Genomic DNA, 26,891 nt, shown 5'->3' on the forward strand with positions numbered 1-26,891 from the left:
AGGGAAAAGTGCTCTATGGTGTCTTATTGGGCTTGAATACTATTTAGAAAAACATTTAGGTAAATCTAAGCTATTTTGAATAGCAAAGTGAAAGTAGGGAAAGGAAATGAAATATCAGAACAAGCTATTGCTATCGTTGGTTGCTATTTGCGTTGCCAATTCTGTAGCAGCTCAACAACAAGGAAGGATTGAAGCAGGGCAATTTGACATTATACCTACTCTTAACACTTCCATGAGCTACGTAGACAACGTTGCTCGTGCAACCGACGGGCAAGCAAAAATATATAGCTGGCGCTCAATTCTATCACCTGAAATTATTGCAGCCACAGAGGTTGACGGAAACCCGGTGCAATTTGGTTATCGGTTGGAGCGCGGTACTTTCTTTTCAAGTAGTGCAGATGACTATACTGACCATTTCGTTGAAGCACTTACCGATTATGAGTTAAACAGTCGTCATGCAATCAATGCAATTTTAAGATACGAAGACGGGCATGAGGACCGAGGTACGGGGTTTTCATTAGGTGGCGGGAGTGACTTAACCACACCTGATACTTATAAAAGTATGTACTACGGCGCTGAATATACATACGGAAGTTTAAGTTCAGCTGGTGAAGTAGTGTTTAAAGCAGACAGAACCACTTTAGATTACGACCGTAATGAATTCGCGTACCTTATTAGAGACAGGGCGACCAATAGAATTGGGGCCGAGTTCAATTATCAAATTGCCCCCTCTACTGAATTAGTGTTCGATTTCACACGCTCATTTATACGTTACGATAACAATCTGCTTGAAAACTCTCTAGAGAGTAATGAGAACCGTCTTTTGGTTGGTATTGCGTGGGAAAACACAGCCGCAACTTCTGGTTATGCAAAAATCGGGTATAAAGAAAAAGATTTTGCGGCAAGCAGCCGGGATAATTTTTATGGAACCGATTGGGAAGTAGGTATCGAGTGGCAACCACTTACATACTCAACTGTAAACTTCTCTACCTCCGCAGATACTAATGAAACTAATGGTGAGGGTAGTTTAATCCGCGGTAGAAACTACAGATTATCTTGGACACACCAATGGCTTGAACGCTTAAGTAGTAGCTTGCGGTACGCAAGAGAAAACAATGAATATATTGTTGATGATGAAGACTTTACCAATCGAGATGACAAATTGTCTATTTACGCAGCGTCTTTGAATTATGAAGCTAGAAGGTGGTTAAGCTTTTCACTGTTTTACAGAATTGAAGACAGAGACAGTAATAGAGAAGCAATCAATTTCGACCAAAGTGTGGTCGGTGTGTCAGCTGAGGTTACATTGTGATAAGCAATATAAAAAAAATATCTTTCCTTACTCTAGCCATATTTTGGAGTGTTTGTGCTTGGGCTCAAGAAGGGAACTTAAGTATGAGTCAGTACCAGCTTGGCTCTGGCGACAGAATAAACATAAGCGTTTTCGGGCAAGATGATCTTTCGATGGAAATTCGCTTGCCCGATGTTGGCACGATTAACTATCCATTTCTTGGGGAACTAAAGCTAGTTGGTATGACCGCTGCTGAAGTTGAGAGTCTTATTTATGAAGGCTTATTAGGAGATTACTTAGTAAACCCGTCCGTTTCCGTTTCAATAGTTGAGTATCGCCCGTTTTTTATAGACGGTGAAGTAAAACGCCCCGGCGGTTATCCATACCAACCAGGTCTATCTGTTAACAAAGCAGCGGCGCTTGCTGGTGGTTATACTGAACGTGCAAACAAAGATAAGATAACAATAGTGCGAGAGACTGACGGACAGCAGTTTGAATTTAGTGTCTCGGTTACAGATATGATCCAACCGGGTGATATCGTAACTGTAAACCAGCGTTTCTTTTAAAGTATAACTATTTTGTGAGCTAACTAAATGGCAGTAAAAATTACGGAAGATACAGATAATAACGAGCTCATTGACTTAGGGCACTATCTGGGAATTATTAAACGTTACAGCTTAAGAATATTACTTCTGGCTATCGCCTTTACAGTGTTAGTCGCTATCTTAGTAATGAAGATGACGCCCCTTTACACATCTTCTACAACTCTGCTAATAGAGGCAGAAAAGGCTAACGTGGTGTCTATTGAAGAAGTATACGGGATAGACACTAAAAGCAAAGACTATATGGCAACGCAGTTTGAAGTATTGAAGTCGCGTCAAATTGCTGAAAAAACCGTCGAAAGCCTCTCCTTGTATGACAACGCTGATTTTATGCCCGAGGAAAATGAAACATCGTTCGTTTCTGACTTGGCTGAGATGTTTCCATTTCTACCTCAAAAAGAAAAAGTAGAACTAACTGAAGAGCAAAAAGTCGCTAAGTTAAAGCGAAAAGCCACTCACCTACTTATGAGTGCTACAGATGTATCGTTATTAAAAGGTACTCAGTTAGTTAGAATATCCGTAACTACTGAAAAGCCTACCTTATCTGCGCTTATTGCAAACACTATTGCAGAAGTTTATATCGAAAACTACCTTCAAGCTAAGCTAGATATGACAGCTAAGGCTACATCATTTCTTACTGACAGTATTGATGGTTTGAAAACTAAGTTAGATGTTGCTGAGCGCAATCTTGTAAGGTTTTATGAAACTAATCAGGTTGTGAATATTGATGGTGTAGTCGGTCTTGCGTCAGACGAACTAGAAAGGCTCAATATTCAGCTTTCTGAAGCGGAAGTAGAGCTTAAGTTAAACAGTGTCATTTTTAACCAAATCAAAGATAGTAAAGCTATTGAAGATGTGGCCAGAATACCTGAAGTCTTGAATCACCCTGCTGTAAGGGACGTTAGAAGAGATGAAGGTAAAGCATTAACAAGAGTCAGTGAGTTAAGTAAGGTCTATGGTCCGAAGCATCCTAAAATGATAGCGGCCAATGCTGAATTGACAGCAATTAGAGATACGCTAAATACTCAAATTACCGATTTAATAAGCAGTATCACGACTCAGTATGAATCTTCGAAACAAAAAGTGGCTCAACTTCAGAAAGAAGTCGAAACGTCTAAAGCTGCGTTCAGGTCACTGGCTGAACTGGATAATAAACGCAAGGCTCTAGAGCGAGAAGTAGATATTAACCAGCAGCTTTACGATTCATTTTTTACTCGACTAAAAGAAACTGATGAGCTTGGTGGCCTAGAATCGGCCAACGCTCGGGTTCTCGACAGTGCGTTACCGAGCTATACGCCTTCTAAACCCAATAAAAAGCTATTTATTGCAGCAGCTTTTGTGCTGAGTTTAAGTTTTGGTATCGCGCTTGCCATTGTTATGGAAACGCTTAATAGTGGCATTCGGTCTGTAGACGATGTAGAGAAGAAGTTAGGGCAGCGTATGCTTGGCTTAATCCCTTGGCTTGCCCACAAGAAAAAGACAGACTTACCTATTCGTACGTTTTTTGATGGTAAGAAACATCAATTTGCCGAAGCGGTTAGAACGCTTCGAACAAGTCTTTCTTTGTTGAACATTGAAAAAGAAAACCAGGCAATTTTGGTTACATCAAGTGTTCCCAAAGAGGGGAAGACCACTGTATCTATTAACTTAGCTTTTGCTTTGGGTCAGCTAGATAAGACTATATTAATTGATGCTGATTTACGTCGACCAAGCATAGGCAAACAGTTTAATATTCCTAGTTATCAACCTGGTGTAGCGAATCTTGTATTGAAGTCGCATAGTTTTGAGGAATGTTTGGTTCGAGATGAAGAATCAAATATTGATATTCTCTCTGCAGGAACTATCCCTTCAAATCCGCAAGAGCTATTAGCAGACAAAGGCTTTGACGAGCTTATTACTAAGCTTAAGTCTGAGTATAAGTATGTGGTGGTAGATACGGCACCTACACAGGCTGTAAGCGACTCTATGATCGTAGCAAACTCCTGTGACTCTGTTATTTACGTTGTTAGGGCTGACAGTACAAGTGACAAAGTAATCAATAATGGCTTATCGCGATTCCTGCAAGTGGGCCACCGTCTTGATGGGGTGGTACTGAATCAAGTAAACTTGCGCAAATCAGATGTAGCACAAAGGTACGCCGGCTTTTATGACCAATACGGATATACCAGTCAGAAAAGCAGCTAAAAAAATTATTGATAGATCTTCATAGTCACATTCTTCCTGGCATCGATGATGGTGCCAGGACTTTAGACATTGCCCTTGAAATGGCTCAGCAGGCAGCAAGTTGTGGTATAAGCCATATGGTATGCACTCCTCATATACATATGGGGTATTTTGACAACTCTCTGAGCTCAATAGAAGCCGCCTTTCTCTCTTTTAGTAAGCACGTTAAAAGAGAGTCAATTCCTCTTTCTCTCTCATTTGCGGCTGAAGTTCGTGTAAATGAGTTAATTCCTATATGGTACAAAAGAGGTGAATTACCTTTCTTAGGTACATACGATGGCAAGAACGTACTCCTTCTTGAAATGCCACACAGCCATATCCCACAAGGTCTTGATGTGCTAATAAAATGGCTATTGCGCAATAATATTCAGCCACTAATTGCTCACCCAGAGCGCAATAGAGAACTAATTGCCGAAAATCACAAATTTAACTGGCTTCAAAAACAAGGGTGTTTGTTTCAAGCAACAGCGGGAGCTTTCGTCGGTCGCTTTGGTGATAAAGTAGAAGAGTTTGCATTTAGGTTATTAGAGGAAAGGGCATTTCATGTAGTGGCGTCAGACACTCACGATTTAGTCAGACGACCCAATGATATGGAAGCTGCCTATGAAGTAGTCGCGAGTTATGATTATACGTATGCAAAAAAAACTTTTCTGGAAACTCCTAGTGTAATAACAGCGCGGGAGAAAAAGCATGCAAGTTGACATTACGTTCGCACATTGGAAGGAAAAGCTTAAATGGCATCATGCGCTTACTTTTTTAATTGCTTCCATAGCTTTATTTAGCTTTTTGGGAAGCGCAAATCAGTTTTTTGTTAGCAACACCTATTATAGCGTTAAAAATAGTTTGGATGGTTGGAATAGCGCTCCTTCTTCAGTTTCTGAAAAAGACGTTGAAAAAGCTCTTACAAAGATTGAAGAGGTGATTGATAAAGCACCAAACAATGCGCTTTATTATCAATTGCAAGGGCAGCTTTTCGAATGGTTACATTTCAGTACGGTCGTAGCGAGTGACTTAGAAGCAGCAACCAAAGCGAATAATGGACCTAACGAACTTCACAGTGCGATGCTTAGCTATAGAAAAAGCTTAAAACTAAGACCTAACTGGAGTGGGGGCTGGATAGGGTTAGCCTCTGTAAAGTGGAAGCTTGGCGAGCTAGATAGCCAGTTTTATCAGTATTTAGATAACGCGGTTAGCGTTGGGCCACAAGACGCTATAGTGCATAGGTTCATAGCAAAGTTCGGTATTACAATGTATATGAACAGGTCAGTGCATTACGCTAAAATTATAAAACGACTAAGACACCACTTAGATTTAGGTATAAAGAACCCATTGAGTAGAAAATTAATTCTCAAGCTTATAAGTGAAAATAATCTTAATGAACCCGCGTGCCGTTGGCTTGGACCATCTACGTTTGCTGTAAGTACAGGCTTATTAAATTGTTCACAAAACTAGGAGCTGAACTTTTAAGTATTTCCTTTCAACCAATCCCAAAGGCCTAAAGAAAACCCTTCAAAAAGGTTTATACCCAACCAGCTCTTTAAAATATACAACAGCACTAAGCCCAACACTAAAGATATGCATAAGAATAAAGCAATAACGGCTGCCATCACCAGTTTGCCTATGCGGCTTTCGGTTCGCGATAGGTCGCGCTTATCTCGTCCTGCCAGTAAAACAAAATAATATCGGCTTCTCAGTAAACCAATAGTACCTCTTACATCTACCTTGTGGCTGCCCCATCGTCGACCGGCAAGAGCTGTGTTTAAGTGAAACAGTTGGTCGTCAGTAAAAGAATCGGCAACATTTTTAGGCATACGTTCCAGCATATGTTGAACGTTTGGCTCTTCTTTTATCGGTCGCTTTATCTTTAATACCACACAAATCCCCTTGTGTTATAAAACTAATGTTGGTTATTTGTCTTGTCTTCCCATAGGTATATCGCGGCTTAACGCACCTAGCGCTAACAGTATAATAAATATAGCGGTATTTGCTGGTGCTTGTAGAGGAAAGTCTACCGTACTGTGTAATGCCATCCCTATAACTGCCATAACAGTTGCAAAGGCTGCTCCCCTTGGCAGCGGATGTCTTCGGTGTCGTATTGCGCTTAAGGCGCTTTTTGCGCACAGCAATACAAGCACGGCTATAATGGCTGCACCTACAACGCCAAACTCAATAGCAAACTGAAGGTATTCATTGTGAGCATGATCGTAAAAGTGCTGAATAGATTCACTTTGTACCTGAGGGTATACCGTATAAAAGGTGCCTCCGCCTGTACCGATAATTCCATATTGCGAAAGAAGGGGTAGGGCATCAGTAACAACTTCATCCCTGCTTTCTTGAGTTAGGTTTGTTTGCTCTAAACGTTGCTGAACCTGCTTAAGTCCAAAAAGGCTACTAACAATAAGAATGTCGATTACCAGCATACTGATAAATAGCACTACATAGCTTTTTTGGCGCGGTTTAAAGTAAATTAAGCCTAGTGTGGCGGTAACAGTCATCGCTATGAAAAAGGCGCTGTTACCCATTCTAGAGCGAGACATAACTAACGCGATAACCATAATAATAATACCAATACGAAACAGCACTTTATTGCTTAACCAAAAACGCACTATTCTACGTAATCGCTCTCTAGGGCTAGAACCGCTTCGAACACGTAAACTCGCTATCATGTAACCTATGGCAGCGCTTAAACATAGCAAAAGAAAATTAGCGTAGTGGTTCTTATACACAAAGCTTCCCGTTGCGATATGCGAAACAGGTAACTTAAACACCAAGCTATACTGTAAGCCAGACAATACTTCTAACGAACCATATATAGCCTGAAATACGCCAGCAGCACTTATCACTATCAGTATGTATCTAAGTCGCTTGCCAGTATTAACCAAAGTCAGCGTTATAAAAAACAAGAAAGAATAGGCGAGGGATTTAAAGAATATTACGTCGCTTTGGCCCACATCAAAGCTTAGAGGAAGCCATTGCGAACTTATACTTTCCATGCCCTGACCATTTTCATTGAGTAAAAAATTAACGCGTTCGGGGCGTAGAGCCTCAACCAAAGAAAAGGGCAAAGGGACTATATTGATAAGTTGCCACGTCAAAAATAATAACCATACAACTACCATCAGTTTGTATTGTGCGTATAGCTTTGAAAGTAAAGAGTTGTTAATGAGTAATAAAACGCCGCCAATAAAGAAAAACGACATTTGCATTAATGCCCATGCCCATGGGCGGTTGGCTCCTAGTGACAAAGGCAGCCAGAACAAGGTAAACAAAAGAAAACCGAAAAGAAACTTTTCGGTTTTCTGAAAATTAAACATAAGCAATTACAACTAACTAACGTAGAATTTAAATATAAATTAAAGCAACCTAGTTAGCTGAAATGGTTGTGTCGCCACCGCCTGCGCCTGCAGCACCAGTACCTACACCTAGCGGAGAAAACGTATTACCTGCAGCACCTGCAGCAGTTGCTGTTAACGTGCTAGGGTCTACGCCAGCATTAATAACCGCTAATAATGCGTCTTCTTCGCTAATAACCTGCATTTGAAGGGCTATGTTGTAGATTTCGTTAGCGTCTTCTGGAAACATTAATATAGCAATGGTAACAACCTGCACAGCCTGTTCAGGAAACGCCGTAAAACCTGCTATAGCAAGCTCAAACCCCGTGGCGTTATCATTCAAAAGGCCTACAAGTGATTCAAAAGCACTTTGATTTCCGCCTAAATAAGCCATACCCGCCGCATCAAAAAACAATGCTTCGTCAAGTACTGTCTGGCTTACTTCACTTGCAGCTTGCTCAACCGATGCACCCTCTTCAATTTCAGTAACTAAAAGGTTTCTAACTTGCAAACCGGGTACGCTGCCTTCTTGAGCAAAAGATGCCGTTGAAAAAGCAATCAACACGCAAAAGAGCACAGATAAAATAATGTTGCTACGCATAACTTATCCTTAGATTAAAAACGTCGGGTTAGCTTCTTGCTAACACCATATGGCTTTATTGTACAACAAGTGAACGCATAAGATCTCGTTTTTGTTATACATCTATTCATTTTAGGCTTACTAATCCTGCCATAACGAAGGTTTGGCAAAGTAAAAGCCCTGCTGATACGAAACATGTAGTTGCGATAGTGCAATCGACTCGGCTTCGTTCTCGACAAGTTCAGCAATAATGCTAATGCTTAACCCGCGAGCAATGCTTAATAAACTACTTACAAATAACTGACTATCTTTGTCTGAGTGAACATCTTTCGTAAGTTTGCCGGAAATTTTTACAAAATGAGGCTGAATAGCCCTTAACCCAACTAATGATGCAAGATTGTCTCCAAAATGTTCAACCGTAATCTTGCAGCCTAAATTAACTAGCGCTTTACAAAATGATATTACATCGTTCTTGTGGTGAATTAACGCTGAATCTTCTAATTCAAAGACCAAATAAGTGCACAGCGCTTCATTTTGGTTCAGCAAACCTAACAGCCATTGCCTAAACGATCCACTGGCTAAAGATGCATTTGCGATGTTAATTGCAACATTCCTTTTATCTTTTGCCAGTTTATTAAGAACTAAGCTTACCACCAACTTATCTACCTCTGGAATTAAGTTCAAGCGCTCTGACGCCGGAATTAATTGCGACATAGGGATAGGGTTGCCAGTATCTTTGTCTTTAAATCGTGCGAAGGCCTCGAAATAAGCGGGCGTGTTCTGGTCAACGTTCATTACAGGCTGAATAAGTATATCGGCGTATTGCTGATCTAAAATTTGGTTTAATCGCTCTTTCCACGCTGTGTTACTGTGAATATGAGAAAGCTCAGAAGCGAACTGCCAGCCGTGAGGTTGTTTGGTCGCAGCCATCAGTGCGCTGTCGGCATTTTCCATAATTTCAGAAAAAGACTGTTCATCATTAAACTGCGCAGCACCAATCCATACTGCTTTACTGCCATCTTTAAGTGGGTTGCAAGGTGCTAGGGTACTACAGAGTACGTTTATGTGGGCTTCGCAATCTTGCTTAGTCATCGACTCTGTCACCAATACAAAATCAGCGCCCGATATCCTAAACAAAAATGATGTTTCTTGAATGCTAGATGAGAAATTTTTAAGCTCTTCAGCTACACCAGTAACATACTTATCGCCATCTTGAGCGCCTAAGGTCATGTTAATAGCGTTTAGTTGTGCAAGGCGTATTAAAATGACATAGCCTTCATCCGAGGTGGCAGTTTTGCTAAGTAGCGCATTCATATGGCGTGTGAAAGCGTTTCTGTTTTGCACACCAGTAAGGCTGTCTTCAAAAGCTTGAATTCTGAACTGTTCGGCTTTTTGTGTTAGTTCTTTAAACATAACTTCAACAGAAGTAGTAAGCCTGTTTACTGCCTGGGTTATAAAAGAAAGTTCTTTGGTAAACGGTTTGTAGTTAATGTGGGAAAACTTTTGGTTTTGAATATCTTCAATTTTGTTTACTACAATGCGAAGCGGTTTTGTAATTGCAGTAATAATAAAAAGCAACGCAATATAGGCAAAAACAAAAGCAGCAAAGAACATAAACGCACTTTGTTTTACGCTTTCCCATAAAGTTTCATTGGCAAGGCCTGGGTGACTTTGAACCGCGAGTTCACCCGCCATCGTCCAACCATCATTTAATTCTGTTTTTTCAACGGGGGGAGTAACTTCTACAATATCAGTAAACCAGGTTGGAACCGTATCGACAGTATCTGGGTTACGTCTTTCAATCAGTAGGTTCCCCTCCATGTCAGTAATGGTAATATACTGATAGAACCCTCTGTCGAAAATAGCATTTACCATGGTCTCGGCCACAATCAGGCCGTTAGCGTCACCCAAATAGGGCGTAACAGAAAGCCCTAATGAAGTTGCGGTATCTTGCGCGTGGGTAGCAAGCTGCTCGTTTACATATTCTCTGGTTAGCTTAACGTTTATTATGAAAGAACCAGCAAAAACCAGTATTAAAAAAACGAGTAAGCTTGAACTTAATTGGGTAGATAGTCTCATTATTCTTGTTTATCTCCGTACATAACGCGGTCTAGCCGCTCTACCATGTCGTCCCACATTTTCATTGGGCCGCTTCCCCTAAGTTTGCGGCCAGTGCCCATAGCTTTAGCAGCCCACAGTCCGTTACCGTTAAAGCTATAAATAGGCGACAAATCTCTTCTTTTATTGGCAGGCAAAATACGCCTGTTTATATTATCCAAAACAAGTGGAATAGAGGTTGGGGTTTCATAATACGCTAATACCATGTGAGGTTGGCGCAATTCTAACGCAGTCACATACATTAGTCGCAACTGTTGTTCTGGAATACCAAGCTCAATTAAAGAGAAATATTTGGCAATCGTGTAGTCTTCACAATCGCCGGCACCGGTTGAAATAAATTCAATTGGCGTTGCCCAATAATCTTTTTGCTGCCAGTGAACAAGGTCGTCTACAAAATCAAAACGGTTAAAAAATCGATTTATTTCGTAAAGCTTTTCGTCTAGGTCTTCACTTTGTAGTTCATTAACCAGTTGTCGCCATTTAGCAACGTTTTCGCTAGCCTCAGAACCGTAAGTAGATCTTATCCTTAAATAAACTTGTTCAGTGAATACTGTGCTTTGCTGAGCAACCAATACCGGTGCAAATAGCAAATATAAGGCAAATAGCGCGCATACAAACGCAAGGGATACATGAAGCCCTTTCAAATGAATAAATGCATGAATTTGATAAACACTAGCTTTAATAAAAATGCCTCAATAATGTGCAAAACTTTATTATATTTTACGTTCTTGTAGTTAATAATACTGATAAGCAAAAAGAAGTGCATTGAAAATACACAAAAACTGCCAAATTGAAGCGCTTCGTCCAATCAGAAAGGTGAATGCTAATGTTTTTTGCACAGCGTACTACAGGTGAGTTCTCTACATAAACTTTCATAAGAAAGCGCTTCAACTGCTTAAAACTTGCTTACGGCTCGAAACTTGCAAAAAGTTTTGCATCCCGCTCGCATAACTTGTATTTTGCAACCGCTAAAATGGAGTTGTTTATCAACGCTGCTATGGAACTATCAAAAACAGTGCTCACTAATGATCATTCGTAAAAGCCCACTTTACATATTTTCACCCGTCATCTACTTGCTATTGCTTACAAGAGCATCACTTGATCCTATATTGAAAATGACGGATTTTGGCGGTATCAGTTTCGGTGCGCTGCTTAATCTTGCGGTTATTGTCTTCTTTTTTGGTGGCCTGCTGCAAAACAGAGGTTCTATACCGGCAAGCGTTCTAAAACTTTGGGCTGGATTCCTCGTGGTAGGGTTAATTTCTATTGTTATTTCACCTATTCCAGTCACTTCATTTCGCTCATTTGTTTCTGTTCTTACCTATTTTGCAATTTTTTCTTTAGCCTACACATTCGTGCGGTCTAGGGAAGATCTTGAATCGATAATAAAATTAATCATTTACTCGAGTTCTATACCGTTCGCAGTATCCATTGTTCAATTTGCTTTTCCAGAAACCAGTACGACAAGGCATGGTTTCAGGCTTCACGGCACCTTTAGTCACCCAAATATTTATGCATTCTACCTAGTGTTAATTGCGGCAGTATCTTTTTATAGCATTAAATCCAACACAGTCTTTTTCTCGAAAAGATTTATCCGGTTATGCACTGCCCTTATACCTTTAAGTGCAATTTGCTTGATTGCCACGCAGACGCGCAGCGCATGGGTCGCATTTTTCGCCATATTTTTTATATACGGTGTCTTGTATGAAAGGAAATATGTTGTCTTGATGTGCTGCATCGGTGTTTTGGCATTGTTTTTGCCATTTGTCCAAGACCGAATTGCGGACTTAGCATCTGACTCTCAAATGACGGATTCGGGTGGAGAAAAACTAAACTCTTATGCATGGAGAAAGGTGGTATGGCTCTCGTCTTGGGAATTCATACAGAACAAGATTTTCTTTGGACACGGTTATAACACGTTCGCTTACTACTTTTTAGATTTCTTCACGATGGAAGAAAGTCATGGGTTTGATGCACATAATGCATATGTTCAGATAGCATTTGATATGGGCTTCGTGGGGCTATTCTTTTACCTTGTGCTTTTAGTTGGAATATTGCTTAAGCATTTAAAAAGCTTTGCGAAAGACCCCAAAGGGAATAGTGTGCTTTTGGCTTTAATATCTTCATATATGGTTGTTTGTTACTCGGACAATATTTTGTTTTACCTTTCTTACTGTTGGTATTTGTGGCTACTTTTAGGTGCTACTTGTGCGATGTTGGAGAAGCGCGTCAAAAAAAAGATTACTAGCCATATTGATTGGATAAATAAATCGTAATTTTTTGGATGACAACTGTTAGAATTAAAAAAGTTTGTCTTATATTTTTGTGAAACGGATAATGAAAAGTGATTAGGAATATCTTAAGGAGAATACAGCATTTTGGGCTCCCTGTGTTTTTCTGGAAATTTATTAGTAATAGAGTAAGCGAAACTTCTAATGCAAAATCCGTATTAGAAGTTAAGAAGCACACGGCGATTAAAAATAAACTAGTTTCTTCATTAGATTTTAATTTTGATAACTACAATAATCTGCAGCAAAATGAAATTGTTGAAAATCCGACTATTTGGTACTTTTGGTGGGACGGAGAAGATAGATTACCTGATGTTTGTTTACACTGTTTCAAATCAATTGAAATGAATTGTCGTGAAAGAAAAGTTATTTTTGTGGATAAAAATAACTATCAAGACTTCGTGAAAATTCACCCCGTAATCGAAAAGAAATTTAAAGAAGGTATTATACCTATACAGCAGTTTTCTGATGTATTGCGAGTGGAACTGCTTAAAACCTATGGAGGTTTATGGTTAGACGCTACTATGTTTATCACTTCTGACCTAGAAAACGAGTTGAACTCACGCTTCTTTACCTTAAAACACGGTACACAGACTCGTTTTGTGTCCAATGGTAGGTGGTCAATCTCTTGTATTGGAGCTGAAAAGGCACACCCTTTGTTCATGTTCTTGTCAGATGCGTTTAAACGCTACTACAGTAAATATGATAGTTTAGTCGACTATTTTCTGATGGACTATTTAGTTGATATTGCCTATGAAAATATTCCTAGAGTATCAGTCGACGTAGACTCTATAGCCAAAAATAACCCTGATGTTTACTTTTTACAGAAAAATTTTGACAAAAAATTTGATCCAGTTGAGTTTGAGAAAATAACTTTAGAAACCAAAATATTTAAGCTTAATTGGAAGGTAAAGGGTAGGGATACTTCGGCTAACGACGATAGCTACGCTCATTATCTATCTGCGTTTTTAAACCAAAATGAAGATGACTTCCTCTCCAACTGAAAGAAAATTAAAATTCTGTGAGAAATTAGGTTAAAATCTAATCATTGAAAAAGCTTCCTAAAATAGAAATATAATGACTTGCCATTATTAAAGACTACGATTACTGTTAGAGATATTTTTGAATTTAGCATTGTTAATTAATTCAGAAAATGTCCTACAGAGAAAACAATCTTTTACATAAAGTTAACTCTTTAATTTTATTTAGATGAAATCAAGGTTTTCCATTCGTATAAAGTGGTCGCTACGTAATACGAAAACAAATGCAATTGAAAGAACAACGTAATTAGCTGGATCGGCTGAAAAAGATAAAAGCAGGTATAAATGTTAAAAGTTTTAGTAACAGGTGCGCTATATAATTTGTTAAATGTTATAGTGCAGATTCTCCTTGGGCTTATTGTCTTTCGTGAAATGCTATTACATTTTGGTGAGGCAGACTTCGGCACTTGGTCCCTACTATTCGCAATTTTAGCTCATGTTAAACTTTTTGAGTTTGGGCTCGGTTCTATAGTTTCAAAGCTCGTACCTGTTTTGAGAAATGGTGATAGCAAAAACGTCTCGTACTTCTCTACGGCTATTGTTGTTATGGCCCTCATTTTTACCGTTTTTTTCTTTGCTTTAGTAGCTGTTGCTGTCAGTGTTGAACACGACAGCTTGAAGTTTGAAGGCACAGAAGCTTTTACTCTAGTTTTACTTCTCATAGGCTGCAATTTTCTTTTTCTTTACCTAACCGGTGTATTTCATGCTTATCTCACTGGTAGCTTTCAAGTTGGCCGCTTAAATAGTGTTCGCCTTTTTATTAACATTCTTCGAAGCGTATTAGTTATTGGTTCATTACAATTTGATTCTTCAGTTGTTGTCGTTGCTTTTATTTTTGCAATGACTTCACTTTTAGAATTATTGCTACTCTTCTTGCTGTCTGTAAAATCAGGACTGTTGGAAGATCTAGACATCAGCATGTGCTCTATGAGGTCTTTTGCATATGTGGCTGAGAGAGGTTGTAAACTTTTTTTTCTAAGCGTTAACGATTACGTGCGTCAAAATGCATTAATTATTGTTAGTGGTTTTGTTTTGGGTGTGGTAGCGATTGTCCCGCTTAGAATAGCTGGTAGATTGATGGAGGTTTATGTGCAAGCGTCTATTTCTCTTAATTATTTGTTGACTCCATATTTTAGTAGTATCTCAAATGAGACAAGCGACTCTATAATAAGTAAGTTTTTTATAAGTATAATCTGTGCTACAACGTTATCCGCTGTTATATTTTTTAACATAATTTTAGTTGGCGATTGGTTTCTTATTACTTGGCTTGGCGAGGTTCCTCAATTTACTTCAGAGGTTGTGAAGCTGGTAGCTATTGGTTTCTGCGTTGCAACGGTTCAGGGCCCATGCGTTTCATTTCTAATTTCCAATGATAAAAATAAAACACTGATGGTTTTATGTTTGTTAGAAATTATAACTTTATTAGCGATAATATACCCTTTAGTTGAATATTTTGGAGTTTTGGGAGCTGGGTATGCTATGACTATAAGTCTCGTTTTTTCTAGGGGGCTATTTCAGCCATTTATAATGAGCAAAGTTATTAAAGTGAGATTGTATTATTATTATGCAAATTTGTTAGTGCCCGTATTAATAACTGGAACGGCATTATGTTCTCTTTATTGGCTTTCTTCTAAAATAGATGTTGCTGACAAGAATATTAACGTAGCAATTTTTGTCCTAATGCAAGGAGGTTTGGCGTTAGTAGTATTTTATTGCTTGAAACAAAAATATGGAACGAAAAGAGGTAGCGTTTTGAGAAAAGGTTCTTAACTAAGGAATTTACTAAGTTGAATATTCAAAAAGTTATACAATGGAAACGATGGGGAAAGGAATGAGTATTTCAGTGAGTGTCGTCATACCCGTATACAACGGTGAAGATTTTTTGAATGACGCTATTACCTCTATTTTACGACAAACACGCCAAGTCGACGAAATAATAGTAGTGGATGACGGCTCAAGAGATAGTAGCTATGCAATATCGCTAGCTATTAGTAAAACTTCTCCAGTCCCAATAAAGGTTTTCAAGCAATGTAATTCAGGTGTTTCGGCAGCAAGGAATTTAGGTCTCCAAAAGAGCTCGGGTGACCTAGTCGCATTTCTCGATGTTGATGATATTTGGGCAAGTGAAAAAATAGAAATGCAGCTTTTGTATTATGAAAAGTGCGAGAACTACGACGCTTTCCTTTTTTCCGATTATTATTTGGACAATGAAATTGAGAATTGTAGGGCATTTTCAGGGTATAGCGATATTAGTGTTTGTACGGTAAATAACTTTTCGAAAGAAAATTTCCAGTTGTCCTTTTTAAGGAGAAACTTTGTCGGTACCGCTTCAACCATAATTTTTAATCGTGAAATAGCGTTAAAAATTGGTGGCTTTAATGTAAGACTCAATCACTCGGAAGATTTTGATTTTATATTGAGGTACTCGCAGCATGGTGCTATTTTTGCTGTCAACGAACCTTTAGTGATTAAACAAAGTCACGGAAATAATTTATCTGGTGACCTCAAGCTCCATTTTTGGAGCCATTGTGCTGCTCTTAGAAACAACATTGAGCTCTCATCATGTTATACGCGTTTTAATTATACCCCAAATGTATTAAATGAAATGAAGCTATCTCACGATATCTATATTATTCGTTATTGCAATGAAATTTACGAAAGTAGCAAAACAAAAGGGTTAAAGAAGTATTTCATGTCAGTTGTAAAGCTTAAATCTTTAAGTGGAGGCTTAATGTTTCTAAAAGCGTTTATTAGGAAACTTATTCGCACTATTTCCTTTAATAAAATAAAACGCTAATTCTGATTTATGTAGGATTTACGTTTTGTGCACGAGACTTTATTATTTAGGCAAGCATCGTAAATCACAATCGGACAAATTTTAAAAAATTAAAAGTTGTAACTATGGGAACGGATAGAGCTAAACATATAGATATAGCAAAAGGAATATCTATAACACTGGTAGTATTGCTTCATAGTCAATTGGCGCCTTATATTTATTTTATTACAGAGCCTTTATCGTTAGTGAGAATGCCATTGTTTTTCTTTTTGTCAGGTCTTTTTTTTTCAACTTCATTGAAACCAACTATTTTTATTCTACAAAAAGCTGATTCACTGCTTAAACCGTACGCTACTGTCTTAACTATTGCTTTACTTTGTAGCTATTTTTTATTGAATGATGGAAGTCTATTACGCAACATAGCCTACGTGGCTTACGGTAACGGTTTAACACTAGAACGATCTTTAGGGTGGTCTTGGGTCCCACTTTGGTTTTTACCTCACTTGTTTTTAGTGTACTTTTTTTGCTACGTCTTACATAAGAGTTTGTACTATCAAGAACTATCAACTTATCTACAATTCATTGTAATAATTTCGCTTGTTGTCTTAGGTAGTGTTTCTATTGATATGTTCATGGAAAAAGAGTTTACATTTTTCGGCGTAAGTTTCGTTGTTCCTGGGTTACCATTTAGTGCTGATATCCTCTTTTTGACATCATCGTTTTTTTTAGCAGGGGCGCTTTTTAAAAGATACATAGTCACATTTAGTACTAATATTTGTTTTGCGTTTATATGCTTTTTACTGTTTATTTTCATTAGTGAATTTACAAATGCTAATATCTCGTTAAACGCACGTATTTTTACAAGTCCCTTTCTTGCTATGATAGCTGCTTTATGTGGTATTTATTTGATATTGACTATTTCTGTAATAATAAATATGCGCCCATGGCTTAGCTACATTCCTTCTAAGTTAGGATCTGCAAGTTTATACATTCTACTATTTCATAGTATTATTGATAACTCTGTGTATAGAAGATTAAGTTTTGAAAATGAGGACATTGTTCTCACTATCATTAAGGCTACAGTGGCGTTTTTGTTAAGTTTAACGTTACCACTATTTTTCAAAAGGGTTATAGAAAGTAATTTAGTCCTTTCTTTGGGCTTTGTAGCATTTAAAAACAACAGATTATTACAACGCCGAAAAAGCGGATAGGTTTAAAGAAGGATTGTTAGAATATTTAAGGGGCCCTGCCAGATAAATAGAGTGCCTTTAAGTTCTTTATCTGTAATGTACTTTACTCTTTCGCCTAGTATGCCGTTTCTACTGAGTTTAAAGCTAAGATGCGGTTTTGGTAGAAAGTTACTTCTGCTTAATAGATGAGCCAATGACATTGAGTGCTTTTTGAGCATTCGAGCAGATAGAAAATTCAAGATGATACGATAGCTGTCGGAAATTCCACACATTAAATTTATATTGCTACCCAAAACATAGAGCCTTTATTCCACTAAGAAGAATTTATATACGACAATATGTAAGGAGAAAGCGGACTCACTGCGTGCGTTGATGTATGTTATTGTATCTGGATTTTTTATAGTTAAAAAAAAGAGGTCGTATTACCAGTATCAAGATTTGATACAGCGATGGTAATTTCAGAATAGTTTACTGAATTATCTACCACCTGTTGTGTATAAAAAATGGGTGGCATAATATGTAAATTCTCATTGTAAGATTAGTGCTAATTCAATGGAAAGGTCATATAGCTTATGAAGAAATTGACTTCTAAACGATTTATTGCGAATAGTATTCATGTTCTATTTTTGCGACTAGCACACATGCTAGTTTCTTGGAAATTCAAAAACAAAAAAGTGTTTGTTGTTTGCGGAATGCGCAGGAGCGGTAATCATGCCTTTATTAACTGGTTATTAAATGCACTCGAAGAAACCGAAACTTCTTTTGAAGAGTTGAAAGGCGATCGCGTATCTGTATCTGAAAGTGAGAAATCGATTTTTTTCAATGAAGCTAATTTTTATGGACTAAAGTTTTTTTTAAAATTAATTTTTGAATCGAAACAAGCAATCTCAAACGCTAGCAATGTGATCATTTCAATCGAAGATTATGTTCCGCGTGGAAAATATGACCCTTATTTTCCACATAAGGCAACAACGGTGGTCATTAAACGCAGCACTCTTAATTTAGTAGCTTCAAGGCTTAAAAGGGCTATTGACCAAGCTCAGAAAGGTAAAGATCGTGGTGACATGGCTATAGATGAGCCCTTTTTCTCGAAGTTGAATTGGATATACAGTCAAAGTGAAGGTACTGGCTATTGTTGTTGGTCATTCGATGACTGGTTAGTTAATAAAAATTCCTACAGGCAACGCTTTCTCAAAAAGTTTGAACTGAAGTTTGACGCTACTCCGCAAATGAGTACACAAGGCGGAGGAAGCTCTTTTAGTGGGCAATCTAAAATTCCAACGCCAAGTGAAATGCAAGCTAGATGGAGTGAGATAGACTGGCCACAAAGAGTTTTGAAATTAGCTAAAAGAAACTGTTCGCTTCTCAATGAAGACGAGTCCGTTTTTATATCCGATAAATTGAGTGAAAACTAACAATTGCTCAGTGCGAGGGATTATCATAGTACCATTGTCTGTCAGGAAATTTTACATTTTTAATTTTACAAAGTCACTTGATTAGCAAAGCTTTAGGTCTGAGATGTAACCCGTTGTTGTACAAAGATAAAAAGAATGAATAAAATCCGGCATTTATTTTGCTTGACGAGGGTTAGGTGGAACAAAATAACAACTTTCATTAAGGTATTAAAAAATGAAAAAAATGAAATTTCTAGTTGGTAGTTTATTGTTGCTTTCTTCTTCAATGGCTTCTGCTAGTCTAATAACAGTAGATGGTTTTGAGGCCGATGCTTTGCAATTGTCTACAACGTTTGAAGAGTTTTATAATTTCGATAACGGCAACACTTGGTCTGCGAATACTGGTTTGGAGCGAGCAAACTCAGTTGTGGCATTTATGGCAGAAACAGCTACCGACACCGCTTTGTTTCTAATTTTCGGTGGGCTCGGTGGCGATGCTGGCAGTGCAGACTTTGACATCTCTGGCACGGTTGGCGCAGTCACGTTTGCAGACGATTCTGCTGAGATGCCAACAGGTACTAATGTTTTATTTAACTATGCAGCAGATAAAACAGACGGTCTTATATTCAGCGGTTTGAGCGACCCTTTTTGGTCTATTGATATCGTGTTCAATGCATTATCTGGTATTGATAATTTAGTGTTCTATACTTTTGACGAGCAAGGCGTAAGCTCTGTGTTATTTGAAACTATTGATACCCCTACGAATTTAAGTATAAGCGGTGCACCAGATACGTCGAATATCACTCAAGTCTCAGCTCCGATGACTAGTGCATTAATGCTATCTGCATTCGGTTTCCTTCTTTTTAGAAGAAAAAGATAGTTATGTTTGAGGCTTCCAACCGGGGGGCCGATGACCAACACTAAAGCCTGCACTAAGTTAGTGCGGGCTTTTTTTGATCGGTGTCGAGGGTAAATTAGAACAAGCTGAAGTAGTCTGGTCAGCGAAAGTCACGTTCGATATCGTTTTATCCTATTCTAGCTTCAACTCCAAGTAACTTTTAGTCGTTATTAGAGGCATGGTATTTGCTCGATAAATTTGTTGTTTTAACATCAAGCTATTTCGCCCCATTAGAAGTAGATGGCGGTTAAACTTCTGCAATACTCTGTGTAAGCTCTGTTAAGATATGGAGTAGAAGTTTGCACAATTATAAAACATGAATTAAGGATAAAACTTGTTAGTTACTGTGTATATCACAACCTATAATCGTAGAAAGCTTTTAGAGCGGGCGATTAATTCAGTTTTGAATCAAACCCACTCTCCAATTGAACTTATCGTAGCTGATGATGGCTCAACGGACGGCAGTCAAGAGTACCTAACGGAAATGCATGAGCAAGGTATTTTAACCGCAATTCTCAATACAACCGGCAAATCGAAAGGAGCGTGTTACGGTCGAAATAAAGCAATTTCAATGGCTAAAGGAGAATTTATATCTGGATTAGATGACGACGATTACTTTGAACCATGGCGAATAGAAACATTTATTAAGAAATGGCAAGAATATACAGTAAATAAAAAAGTATTCTCTGCGCTGTTTGATAGTGTTGTAGAGCATAGAATTAGTGGTCCAGTAGCGTGTTATGATACCAAAGTAGCTACTTACCAGAAGTTGAGAAAAGGTAATGTAGTTGGTAACCAAGTGTTCACCAAAACTTCTTATTTGAAAGCGGTAGGTGGCTTCGATGAACAGATGCCAGCACTACAAGACTGGGATACTTGGTTGCGGTTATCTAATCATTACGGAGATATCTTAAATGTAAACACTCGTTCTTATATCCAAATTCAGAACCACGAAGGCGAAAGAATAACTGGCAAACCTGCTAACAAGATTCGTTTTGCATTCAATCGATTGATGAATAAACTTCAGCCATTAACGCGCTCAGAAGAGTCTCATTTGTTAGCTACTATGTATAGCGGTTACCCTCAGATCGATATCAGGATTTCCGAACTTTTTAAAATATTCAAGGGTGGTCATTTTAGAAAGGTCGCTCAAGTCGTTAAAAGGACTTTACTTAAATGAAGATTCTTTATCTTATTAACCAGTACCCTAAAGTAAGCCATACCTTCATTAGACGAGAAATAATGTCGCATGAAGAGAATGGTATAGAAATTTTAAGGGTTGCTATGCGTTCTGATGATCCGAACGACATGAGCAAAGTTGATTTCACAGAGTATGAAAAAACGCACTACGTGTTGAAACAACCCAAATTTGAATTATTAAAGCACGTTTTTAGTGCAATTATAGAAAATCCAAAGAGCTTTCTTAAAGCTTTAAAGGTGTTATTTAAAATGCATTCTGCATCGAAGCAGAGCTTGCTAATTCATTTAATTTATTTGGTGGAAAGCTGCAACGTTGCGAAAGTCTGCAAAGAAAGTGACGTAGATCACATACACGCGCACTTTGGTACTAATCCGGCGGAAGTAGCCATGTACACAAGCATTATTAGTGGCGTACCTTACAGCTTTACCGTTCATGGACCTGAAGAGTTTGACAAACCTTTAACACTTAACCTAAACCAAAAAATAAAATACGCGAGCAGAGTGATAGCGATAACTAATTATTGTAAATCGCAGCTTTTCCGCTGGGCTGATTGTGAAGACTGGCAAAAAGTAGGGATTGTCCACTGCGGTCTTGAGGATAACTTCTTTAATGAGCAAACTTTAAACTCGAATAGGGAAGGGGACGAATACCGTTTTTTATGCATTGGTCGCTTATGTGAGCAAAAAGGGCAATTACTTTTATTAGAAGCATTTTCTCGCTTTATTAATGCTGGCTTTAAAGCACACCTTACTTTAGCTGGTGATGGCGAAATGCGAGCAGAAATAGAGTCTTTCATTAAGCAGCACAATCTGCAAGAAAATGTAACCATAACGGGTTGGGTTGATAGCATCGAAATTAAAGAGTTACTCAGTAAAAGTGACGCAATGCTGTTACCTAGTTTTGCCGAAGGTTTACCCGTGGCTATTATGGAGGCTATGGCTACAGGTGTGCCTGTTATTAGTACGGCTATTGCAGGTATACCAGAGCTTGTAGTCGATAAGGTCACAGGCTTTTTGGTGTTTCCTGGTTCCGTTGCTTCACTCGAAGACGCATTAGTGGCGTTTACCAAATTGAGTCAAAGTGAGTTAGATGCAGTTCGAAAAAGAGCTTTCGAAGCGGTGAAGAAAGAACATAATATAACGACAGAAGCTGAAAAGTTAGCTGTGCTGGTTGGAGCAAAAGAATAAATGATCCTACTAGATATTGTTTTCTTTATCGTGGCTTTTGTATCAGCCTTTCTTTCTTTACAGCTATTTCTAGGTCTTCGAAACAGTAACTCGGTTGAAGTAAACAACAGGAACAATACTCTTCCATGCGTGGTGCTAATTCCGGCACATAATGAGGAATTAGGTATTGCAAAGACAATAATGTCTGCAAGAAAAGAGGTCAAAGAAGGCGACGTGATATTGGTTGTCGCAGATAATTGTTCAGATAGTACGGCTGCTGTTAGTCGAGATGCTGGAGCTATCTGCATCGAACGCACTAATTTAGAATTAGTAGGTAAGGGTCATGCATTGCAATACGGGGTCGATTACTTAACCAAAAATGATATTGAGTTTGCTACCGTTGTTGTTATGGATGCTGATTGCTTGTTTGGTGAAGGTAGTTTACATACGTTACTAACGGTGTCACAAACTAAAAATTGCGTCGCGCAGGCCCTTTATTTAATGAGATCGCCGAATAAAGACAACATAAAGCTCAATATCAGTGAGTTTACCTGGCTGATAAAGAATTGGGTGAGACCATTAGGCCAAAAAAGGCTAGGAATCAGCTGTCACCTTCAAGGTTCTGGTATGTCTTTTCCAAAGACAGTCTTAAATAAATACTCTTTAGCATCTTCCAGTATCGTTGAAGACCTTGAGCTAGGTTTGCACATAGTGCGAGGGGGGGAAGAAGTGACTTTTGTTCCCCGTGCTTTAGTGACGAGTGAATTTCCTGAGAATAATGAAGGGCTCGAAAACCAACGAAAGCGTTGGGAACATGGCCATCTATCTGTTGTAAAGAAAATGCCAAGTATGATGCTGCAAGGCTTGAAACAGCTAAACTTCAAGTTGTTTTTTCAGGCATTAGATGCAGCAATTCCCCCAACTATTATGTGGATAATACTCACAATTCTTACATTAGTTGTCTCGTTTATCGCCGCAATTTTCGACGGTTTTTATTGGTCTGCAGTCATAGGGCTGTGTATCTCTATTTTTGCTTTAGCAATTGCCTGCGTATGGTTTAAATATGGGAAAAAAATATTACCACCAGCACAACTAAAAGGGCTGATTCCTTTTGTTCTAAGCAAATTTAGTGTTTATCGCACTTTTGTTTCAAATCGTGAAAAAAACTGGGTGAGAACGAAGCGGGACAATGAATGATTAGGTTGATATCAACCTAATCTTTCTTGTTTCATATTTTTCCGTAATATCCAGAAAAACTTCGGTATACCTATAGCATATCTATTAAATAATCTAATTGGCTCATTCATTAAACGATAAAGCCATTCCAAATTAAGTTTTCTAAAAATAGAGGGGGCGCGCGTAAAACGATTTGCAATGAAGTCAAATATGGCGCCGCCGTTCACTACAACCAATGGCTTTTCATAGTTGTGCTGTAGGAATGCTGAAAAGTACTCTTGTTTCGGCATACCCATGCCCAGTATTAATATTTCGGGTTGATGTGCCTCTACAAACTCAAACATTTTTTCGTTACTTTGAAAGCCATCTATAAAAGCTTTAACATTGTGACCGTTTGATTTATAGCTCGATGAGGCTTGCTCTATGTAAGGAGACTCTGTTCCGATAAAACATACTGACTTCCCTTTGAAACGGTCTAGGATTAACGGTATTAAATCGGTACCGTTAGCGTTATAGCCAACGGGCTTGCCGTATTTTTTTAATAGTATTTTTGCGCCAATACCATCTCTGAACAGTATGCTAGCGTCTAGTAAACAATCTCTAAACTTACTGTTATTATTGGCCATTGTATAGGCGTGGGCATTAATAAACGAAATCACGCTAACACTATCGTTTTTTAGCTCGTGACCTACTGCTTTTAATGCTTGCTCTTCTGCTTGTGTAGGGCTAATTTTTTCTGCAATACATTTCATTAGATAGCATCTCATTACACAGATATTCATGTACTGAATATCTTACTATTATCTTTTAGCATAATCGAACTACTTTACGTGGTGGAAAGTGTTTTTCGTCATTAAGCTCAACGACTATTTTTATATCAAAACTCAACTTTTAAAATATGTTAGTTTGCGCACCCTTTGTAACTCTGTAGCTTTGAAACCTCTATTCTAACTACCGAGCTAACCTGCTGAAGAATGTACACGTACTCACCATCTTCTGTGAACTCAATATCGACCGCCCCGCTTTGGTTCGGCATTATACAAGTTATATCAATCCACTCATTTTCATTATCATGTTGTAGTAAAACTTTCCCGTTTGGCTCTGCGCTCCAGTCAATTGCACCTGCTAAAGTGATCGAGTGATCTGGAGCATTTTTGATTGTTAGAAAAGCTGAAGCAGACGGCACTTTTACTATTTCCGTGAGCGTTTCATCAATGCTATTAAATCGATATATAACAGCACCACCTAGTGAGCCTAATAAATAAAGTGAGTTGTCTATAACTTCTAAATTGAATGCCCATAGCCCGTCTGGCGCATCGACTGTTTTAGTTAGTTCCCCAGTGTTTATATTATGAAAGTACAACTGCTTTTGCTCATCTATTTGAAAAGAGACCAGCGAATCCTGATATTTTGTAAATGCACGATAGACACGGTTTTTTCCTGAAGAAAAAAGCTTTTGGCTAGAACTTTCTTGAATGTCACTATTGTCATCGCGTGGTGAGTAATTTAATTTGTATAGTCCGCCGTTATCGGCACCGTCTTTATATACAAAAATATCATCTTCAAGTACAAGTCTTCTTGAGTAGCTTTGCCCCCAAAATGTAGTTGTATCACGTCGTGCATTTGAATCGTCAATTTTTTGAACATTTCTAAACTTGTCATCTGTATCAGCTGATAGTAGATAGTCTTGCGACAAGTTCCAAGGCGAGAGTGTGGCAAAAACACCTTCTGCGTTACTGTCAACAGACCATGCATGGCCAGCTAACAACCAGTCTGATGATTTTCGTGGAAAAATGGGCGTGAATTTATTCGGCCTATCTAACGGCATTGATATTAGGCCGTTGTCCATAGCGGTTATATATAGAGTATTGTTGGCTATATGAATATCGGTGCCTACAAAATTGCTAGCATCATATGATTTCTCATAAAACTGATTAGAATTGATATCATACGCGTATATTCCCCAATAATCGCCAAACCATATTTTGCCTTTTACATTGTGCGGCATACCAATTGGTTTAGTCATTGATTTCCGCCATTGTCTATAGGGCAGTGACCTGTCGTAGACAATATTAACCTTCGAGCCTATGGACAAACCAGAGGGCTCTGTAGTTAGTTCATGAATAGTAGCGTTCCACTGTCCCCCGAGTGCTACAAAGTGCTTACCAGTTGGGCTCGAGTCTATTAAAACGTTCACAATGCTTTTGTTATTTAGCTCTATATTGATGTTGGCAAAAGAGCCTAATTCGTAGATGCCGTTTTGAGTGAACACTAAAGGCTCTGAGTCGTTACTTAATTTTGCTATACGTAAAATGTTTTTGGAAAACGTATATTCAAGAGTATGGCTACCATCAAATATATCTATTCTGTAAAGTTTATTATCGTTAAAACCATAGATGTAGTTGTTATCTTCTTCACTGAAGTAAACACCTTTTAACTTGCTTAACGAAAGATGTTTCCTCGATACACTGCCTTGCTCATCTATACAGCCTAGCCTTGCCTCAAGTGCTGCAAAGCAGGTAGTACCATTTGCTGAAGTTGAATAAAGTTGAAGCGTAGTATTTCGGTATGTATTTATCGCTAAACCTATAGGCGACCAAACATTGTTCTCTCCGAGCTTTAGTATCTGCTTTTTTGTGGCAGCAAGAAGAGTATTGTTGTGAACAAGAAGGCCTGTGATATTGTAATTGGTGAGCCCTTCAACAACGGGATACCAATGAGGGCGTTTGTGTCTCCAAACACCAGTAACGTCAGATGATGCATAGATCTCACCGTTATATTCAACGATACTGCTAAAAGCGCCGCTGCCCCCCCAGCCAATTCTCAATATATCAGGTGAATTTCCAGCTGCAGCAGCTTGAAGCATGATTGATGGATCTAAATTACTGCTTAACGCAACTTCGAGTAATTCATCCTCTTTATAAACGCTGTATTTTATAAGATTCGACGCTATAGATTTAGCGTATTCTGGGAAAAGGGTGAATAATGTTTGAACTTTTTGGCTTTTAACCGTTTGATTTTCTTTATTCAAGCGCGACAGCCGCTCGAAGTTTCCATTACCAACCGAAGAGAGGAGGCCTTCATTAAAAAGTACTATAGATGTATTTATTTGAGCTGTTGAAAGATTGCTCGTACTATTTGACTTTGCGATATCAGAAATAATGTCCGCTATTTGTGATTCGCTTAAATCAGAGTGGTTTTCTAATGCAGTTAGAATCGTTTCGCCCAATTGTTCACTTTTTTTATTCTTAGCTTGTTGCGTGAAGTTACTACAAGAGCAGAATAAAGCTAAGATAGATATAGCAAAAAAAACCTTCGATAGTGTAGAAAAAACAATTTGGACTTTCATTAGAAATTCCTTTTTTATGGATGAAGATATCTAGGAACGATTTAAATTCGAGTTGCTTATTTAAAGAACTGCTGAGATACGACGAATGTCACGCACAGTCTTCGAAAACCGATAACTAAAGTCTAGTTATCTATTTCGATGTGCACAAGCGGAATTGAAATATAAAGTGTATTAAATTTTATTGCTTTGTTCGCTAAAGTACTTTGTTTTCCAAAATTTCGCCATTATCAGCTATATAGGGTAGCGGTAATGTCAGTCACTCGTGTA

22 protein-coding genes are annotated in these 26,891 nt (G+C 38.3%); 15 read left to right on the forward strand and 7 right to left on the reverse strand.

Annotated features, from left to right (window positions below):
- Positions 1 to 106: 106 nt before the first annotated feature.
- The 5 genes from AWH61_RS05035 (at position 107) to AWH61_RS05055 (ending at position 5,568) form a co-directional block, all read left to right on the forward strand.
- Positions 107 to 1,312, forward strand: coding sequence for an outer membrane beta-barrel protein (locus AWH61_RS05035; protein ID WP_075176353.1), 1,206 nt, complete (start codon positions 107 to 109; stop codon positions 1,310 to 1,312).
- An 83-nt stretch (positions 1,313 to 1,395) separates the two neighbouring features.
- Positions 1,396 to 1,857: a polysaccharide biosynthesis/export family protein gene (locus tag AWH61_RS05040; RefSeq protein ID WP_080597427.1), complete on the forward strand. Its 462-nt coding sequence runs from the start codon at positions 1,396 to 1,398 to the stop codon at positions 1,855 to 1,857.
- 27 nt (positions 1,858 to 1,884) lie between these two features.
- Positions 1,885 to 4,077: a GumC family protein gene (locus AWH61_RS05045; protein WP_075176354.1), complete on the forward strand. Its 2,193-nt coding sequence runs from the start codon at positions 1,885 to 1,887 to the stop codon at positions 4,075 to 4,077.
- A gap of 8 nt (positions 4,078 to 4,085) precedes the next feature.
- Positions 4,086 to 4,817 carry a tyrosine-protein phosphatase gene (locus AWH61_RS05050; RefSeq protein WP_075176355.1) on the forward strand — a complete coding sequence of 244 codons (732 nt, stop codon included), beginning with the start codon at positions 4,086 to 4,088 and terminating at the stop codon, positions 4,815 to 4,817.
- Positions 4,807 to 5,568 (forward strand): VpsP family polysaccharide biosynthesis protein, encoded by a 762-nt coding sequence (locus AWH61_RS05055; protein ID WP_075176356.1) that lies wholly within the window; start codon positions 4,807 to 4,809, stop codon positions 5,566 to 5,568. Before AWH61_RS05050 ends, AWH61_RS05055 begins: the two co-directional genes overlap by 11 nt.
- Before the next feature lie 11 nt (positions 5,569 to 5,579).
- Here AWH61_RS05055 and AWH61_RS05060 read toward each other — a convergent pair whose 3' ends face one another.
- The 5 genes from AWH61_RS05060 to AWH61_RS05080 form a co-directional block, all read right to left on the reverse strand.
- Positions 5,580 to 5,990, reverse strand: a complete 411-nt coding sequence (locus tag AWH61_RS05060; RefSeq protein WP_075176357.1) for a 3-phosphoshikimate 1-carboxyvinyltransferase — start codon at positions 5,988 to 5,990, stop codon at positions 5,580 to 5,582.
- Positions 5,991 to 6,023: 33 nt separating this feature from the next.
- On the reverse strand, positions 6,024 to 7,430 hold the full coding sequence (locus tag AWH61_RS05065; RefSeq protein ID WP_075176358.1) for an O-antigen ligase family protein: 1,407 nt from the start codon (positions 7,428 to 7,430) through the stop codon (positions 6,024 to 6,026).
- A 49-nt stretch (positions 7,431 to 7,479) separates the two neighbouring features.
- On the reverse strand, positions 7,480 to 8,049 hold the full coding sequence (locus tag AWH61_RS05070; protein WP_075176359.1) for a hypothetical protein: 570 nt from the start codon (positions 8,047 to 8,049) through the stop codon (positions 7,480 to 7,482).
- Between the two features lie 120 nt (positions 8,050 to 8,169).
- Positions 8,170 to 10,107: a bifunctional diguanylate cyclase/phosphodiesterase gene (locus AWH61_RS05075; protein WP_075176360.1), complete on the reverse strand. Its 1,938-nt coding sequence runs from the start codon at positions 10,105 to 10,107 to the stop codon at positions 8,170 to 8,172.
- Positions 10,107 to 10,736: a transglutaminase-like cysteine peptidase gene (locus tag AWH61_RS05080; protein ID WP_075176660.1), complete on the reverse strand. Its 630-nt coding sequence runs from the start codon at positions 10,734 to 10,736 to the stop codon at positions 10,107 to 10,109. The genes AWH61_RS05075 and AWH61_RS05080 overlap by 1 nt, the downstream gene beginning before the upstream one ends.
- Before the next feature lie 435 nt (positions 10,737 to 11,171).
- On the opposite strand from AWH61_RS05080, the gene AWH61_RS05085 reads away from it, so the two are divergent.
- From AWH61_RS05085 to AWH61_RS05130, 10 genes are all read left to right on the forward strand, one after another.
- Entirely contained in the window at positions 11,172 to 12,422 is a 1,251-nt protein-coding gene (locus AWH61_RS05085; protein ID WP_075176361.1) for an O-antigen ligase family protein, read from the forward strand.
- A 113-nt stretch (positions 12,423 to 12,535) separates the two neighbouring features.
- Positions 12,536 to 13,438, forward strand: coding sequence for a capsular polysaccharide synthesis protein (locus tag AWH61_RS05090; protein WP_075176362.1), 903 nt, complete (start codon positions 12,536 to 12,538; stop codon positions 13,436 to 13,438).
- Positions 13,439 to 13,759: 321 nt separating this feature from the next.
- Positions 13,760 to 15,244, forward strand: a complete 1,485-nt coding sequence (locus tag AWH61_RS05095) for a lipopolysaccharide biosynthesis protein (RefSeq protein ID WP_075176363.1) — start codon at positions 13,760 to 13,762, stop codon at positions 15,242 to 15,244.
- A gap of 40 nt (positions 15,245 to 15,284) precedes the next feature.
- Positions 15,285 to 16,271 carry a glycosyltransferase family 2 protein gene (locus tag AWH61_RS05100; RefSeq protein ID WP_075176364.1) on the forward strand — a complete coding sequence of 329 codons (987 nt, stop codon included), beginning with the start codon at positions 15,285 to 15,287 and terminating at the stop codon, positions 16,269 to 16,271.
- Between the two features lie 104 nt (positions 16,272 to 16,375).
- The gene (locus tag AWH61_RS05105; protein ID WP_075176365.1) at positions 16,376 to 17,461 is read left to right on the forward strand and encodes an acyltransferase family protein; all 1,086 of its coding nucleotides are present in this window, start codon (positions 16,376 to 16,378) and stop codon (positions 17,459 to 17,461) included.
- Positions 17,462 to 18,012: 551 nt separating this feature from the next.
- Positions 18,013 to 18,855, forward strand: a complete 843-nt coding sequence (locus tag AWH61_RS05110) for a hypothetical protein (protein ID WP_075176366.1) — start codon at positions 18,013 to 18,015, stop codon at positions 18,853 to 18,855.
- A gap of 214 nt (positions 18,856 to 19,069) precedes the next feature.
- Entirely contained in the window at positions 19,070 to 19,714 is a 645-nt protein-coding gene (locus AWH61_RS05115; RefSeq protein WP_075176367.1) for a hypothetical protein, read from the forward strand.
- A gap of 352 nt (positions 19,715 to 20,066) precedes the next feature.
- Positions 20,067 to 20,912 carry a glycosyltransferase gene (locus tag AWH61_RS05120; protein WP_075176368.1) on the forward strand — a complete coding sequence of 282 codons (846 nt, stop codon included), beginning with the start codon at positions 20,067 to 20,069 and terminating at the stop codon, positions 20,910 to 20,912.
- Positions 20,909 to 22,120, forward strand: a complete 1,212-nt coding sequence (locus tag AWH61_RS05125; protein WP_075176369.1) for a glycosyltransferase family 4 protein — start codon at positions 20,909 to 20,911, stop codon at positions 22,118 to 22,120. Before AWH61_RS05120 ends, AWH61_RS05125 begins: the two co-directional genes overlap by 4 nt.
- Positions 22,121 to 23,296 (forward strand): glycosyltransferase family 2 protein, encoded by a 1,176-nt coding sequence (locus AWH61_RS05130; protein WP_075176370.1) that lies wholly within the window; start codon positions 22,121 to 22,123, stop codon positions 23,294 to 23,296. It abuts the gene before it with no gap.
- An 11-nt stretch (positions 23,297 to 23,307) separates the two neighbouring features.
- Here AWH61_RS05130 and AWH61_RS05135 read toward each other — a convergent pair whose 3' ends face one another.
- Positions 23,308 to 24,027, reverse strand: a complete 720-nt coding sequence (locus tag AWH61_RS05135; protein ID WP_075176371.1) for a WecB/TagA/CpsF family glycosyltransferase — start codon at positions 24,025 to 24,027, stop codon at positions 23,308 to 23,310.
- Positions 24,028 to 24,176: 149 nt separating this feature from the next.
- Entirely contained in the window at positions 24,177 to 26,624 is a 2,448-nt protein-coding gene (locus AWH61_RS05140) for a hypothetical protein (RefSeq protein WP_075176372.1), read from the reverse strand.
- Positions 26,625 to 26,891 lie beyond the last annotated feature (267 nt).

The organism is Alteromonas sp. W12 (assembly GCF_001924945.1).
GTDB classification, from domain to species: Bacteria; Pseudomonadota; Gammaproteobacteria; order Enterobacterales; family Alteromonadaceae; genus Alteromonas; species Alteromonas macleodii.

Bases quoted from the DNA above. Each gene is read 5' to 3' on its own strand.
- AWH61_RS05055 (WP_075176356.1), top strand. From the start codon at position 4,807: ATGCAAGTTGACATTACGTTCGCACATTGGAAGGAAAAGCTTAAATGG.
- AWH61_RS05075 (WP_075176360.1), bottom strand. From the start codon at position 10,107: ATGAGACTATCTACCCAATTAAGTTCAAGCTTACTCGTTTTTTTAATA.
- AWH61_RS05045 (WP_075176354.1), top strand. From the start codon at position 1,885: ATGGCAGTAAAAATTACGGAAGATACAGATAATAACGAGCTCATTGAC.
- AWH61_RS05070 (WP_075176359.1), bottom strand. From the start codon at position 8,049: ATGCGTAGCAACATTATTTTATCTGTGCTCTTTTGCGTGTTGATTGCT.
- AWH61_RS05125 (WP_075176369.1), top strand. From the start codon at position 20,909: ATGAAGATTCTTTATCTTATTAACCAGTACCCTAAAGTAAGCCATACC.
- AWH61_RS05040 (WP_080597427.1), top strand. From the start codon at position 1,396: ATGAGTCAGTACCAGCTTGGCTCTGGCGACAGAATAAACATAAGCGTT.
- AWH61_RS05065 (WP_075176358.1), bottom strand. From the start codon at position 7,430: ATGTTTAATTTTCAGAAAACCGAAAAGTTTCTTTTCGGTTTTCTTTTG.
- AWH61_RS05105 (WP_075176365.1), top strand. From the start codon at position 16,376: ATGGGAACGGATAGAGCTAAACATATAGATATAGCAAAAGGAATATCT.
- AWH61_RS05135 (WP_075176371.1), bottom strand. From the start codon at position 24,027: ATGAAATGTATTGCAGAAAAAATTAGCCCTACACAAGCAGAAGAGCAA.
- AWH61_RS05100 (WP_075176364.1), top strand. From the start codon at position 15,285: ATGGAAACGATGGGGAAAGGAATGAGTATTTCAGTGAGTGTCGTCATA.
- AWH61_RS05085 (WP_075176361.1), top strand. From the start codon at position 11,172: ATGATCATTCGTAAAAGCCCACTTTACATATTTTCACCCGTCATCTAC.
- AWH61_RS05035 (WP_075176353.1), top strand. From the start codon at position 107: ATGAAATATCAGAACAAGCTATTGCTATCGTTGGTTGCTATTTGCGTT.
- AWH61_RS05130 (WP_075176370.1), top strand. From the start codon at position 22,121: ATGATCCTACTAGATATTGTTTTCTTTATCGTGGCTTTTGTATCAGCC.
- AWH61_RS05095 (WP_075176363.1), top strand. From the start codon at position 13,760: ATGTTAAAAGTTTTAGTAACAGGTGCGCTATATAATTTGTTAAATGTT.
- AWH61_RS05115 (WP_075176367.1), top strand. From the start codon at position 19,070: ATGAAAAAAATGAAATTTCTAGTTGGTAGTTTATTGTTGCTTTCTTCT.
- AWH61_RS05140 (WP_075176372.1), bottom strand. From the start codon at position 26,624: ATGAAAGTCCAAATTGTTTTTTCTACACTATCGAAGGTTTTTTTTGCT.
- AWH61_RS05110 (WP_075176366.1), top strand. From the start codon at position 18,013: ATGAAGAAATTGACTTCTAAACGATTTATTGCGAATAGTATTCATGTT.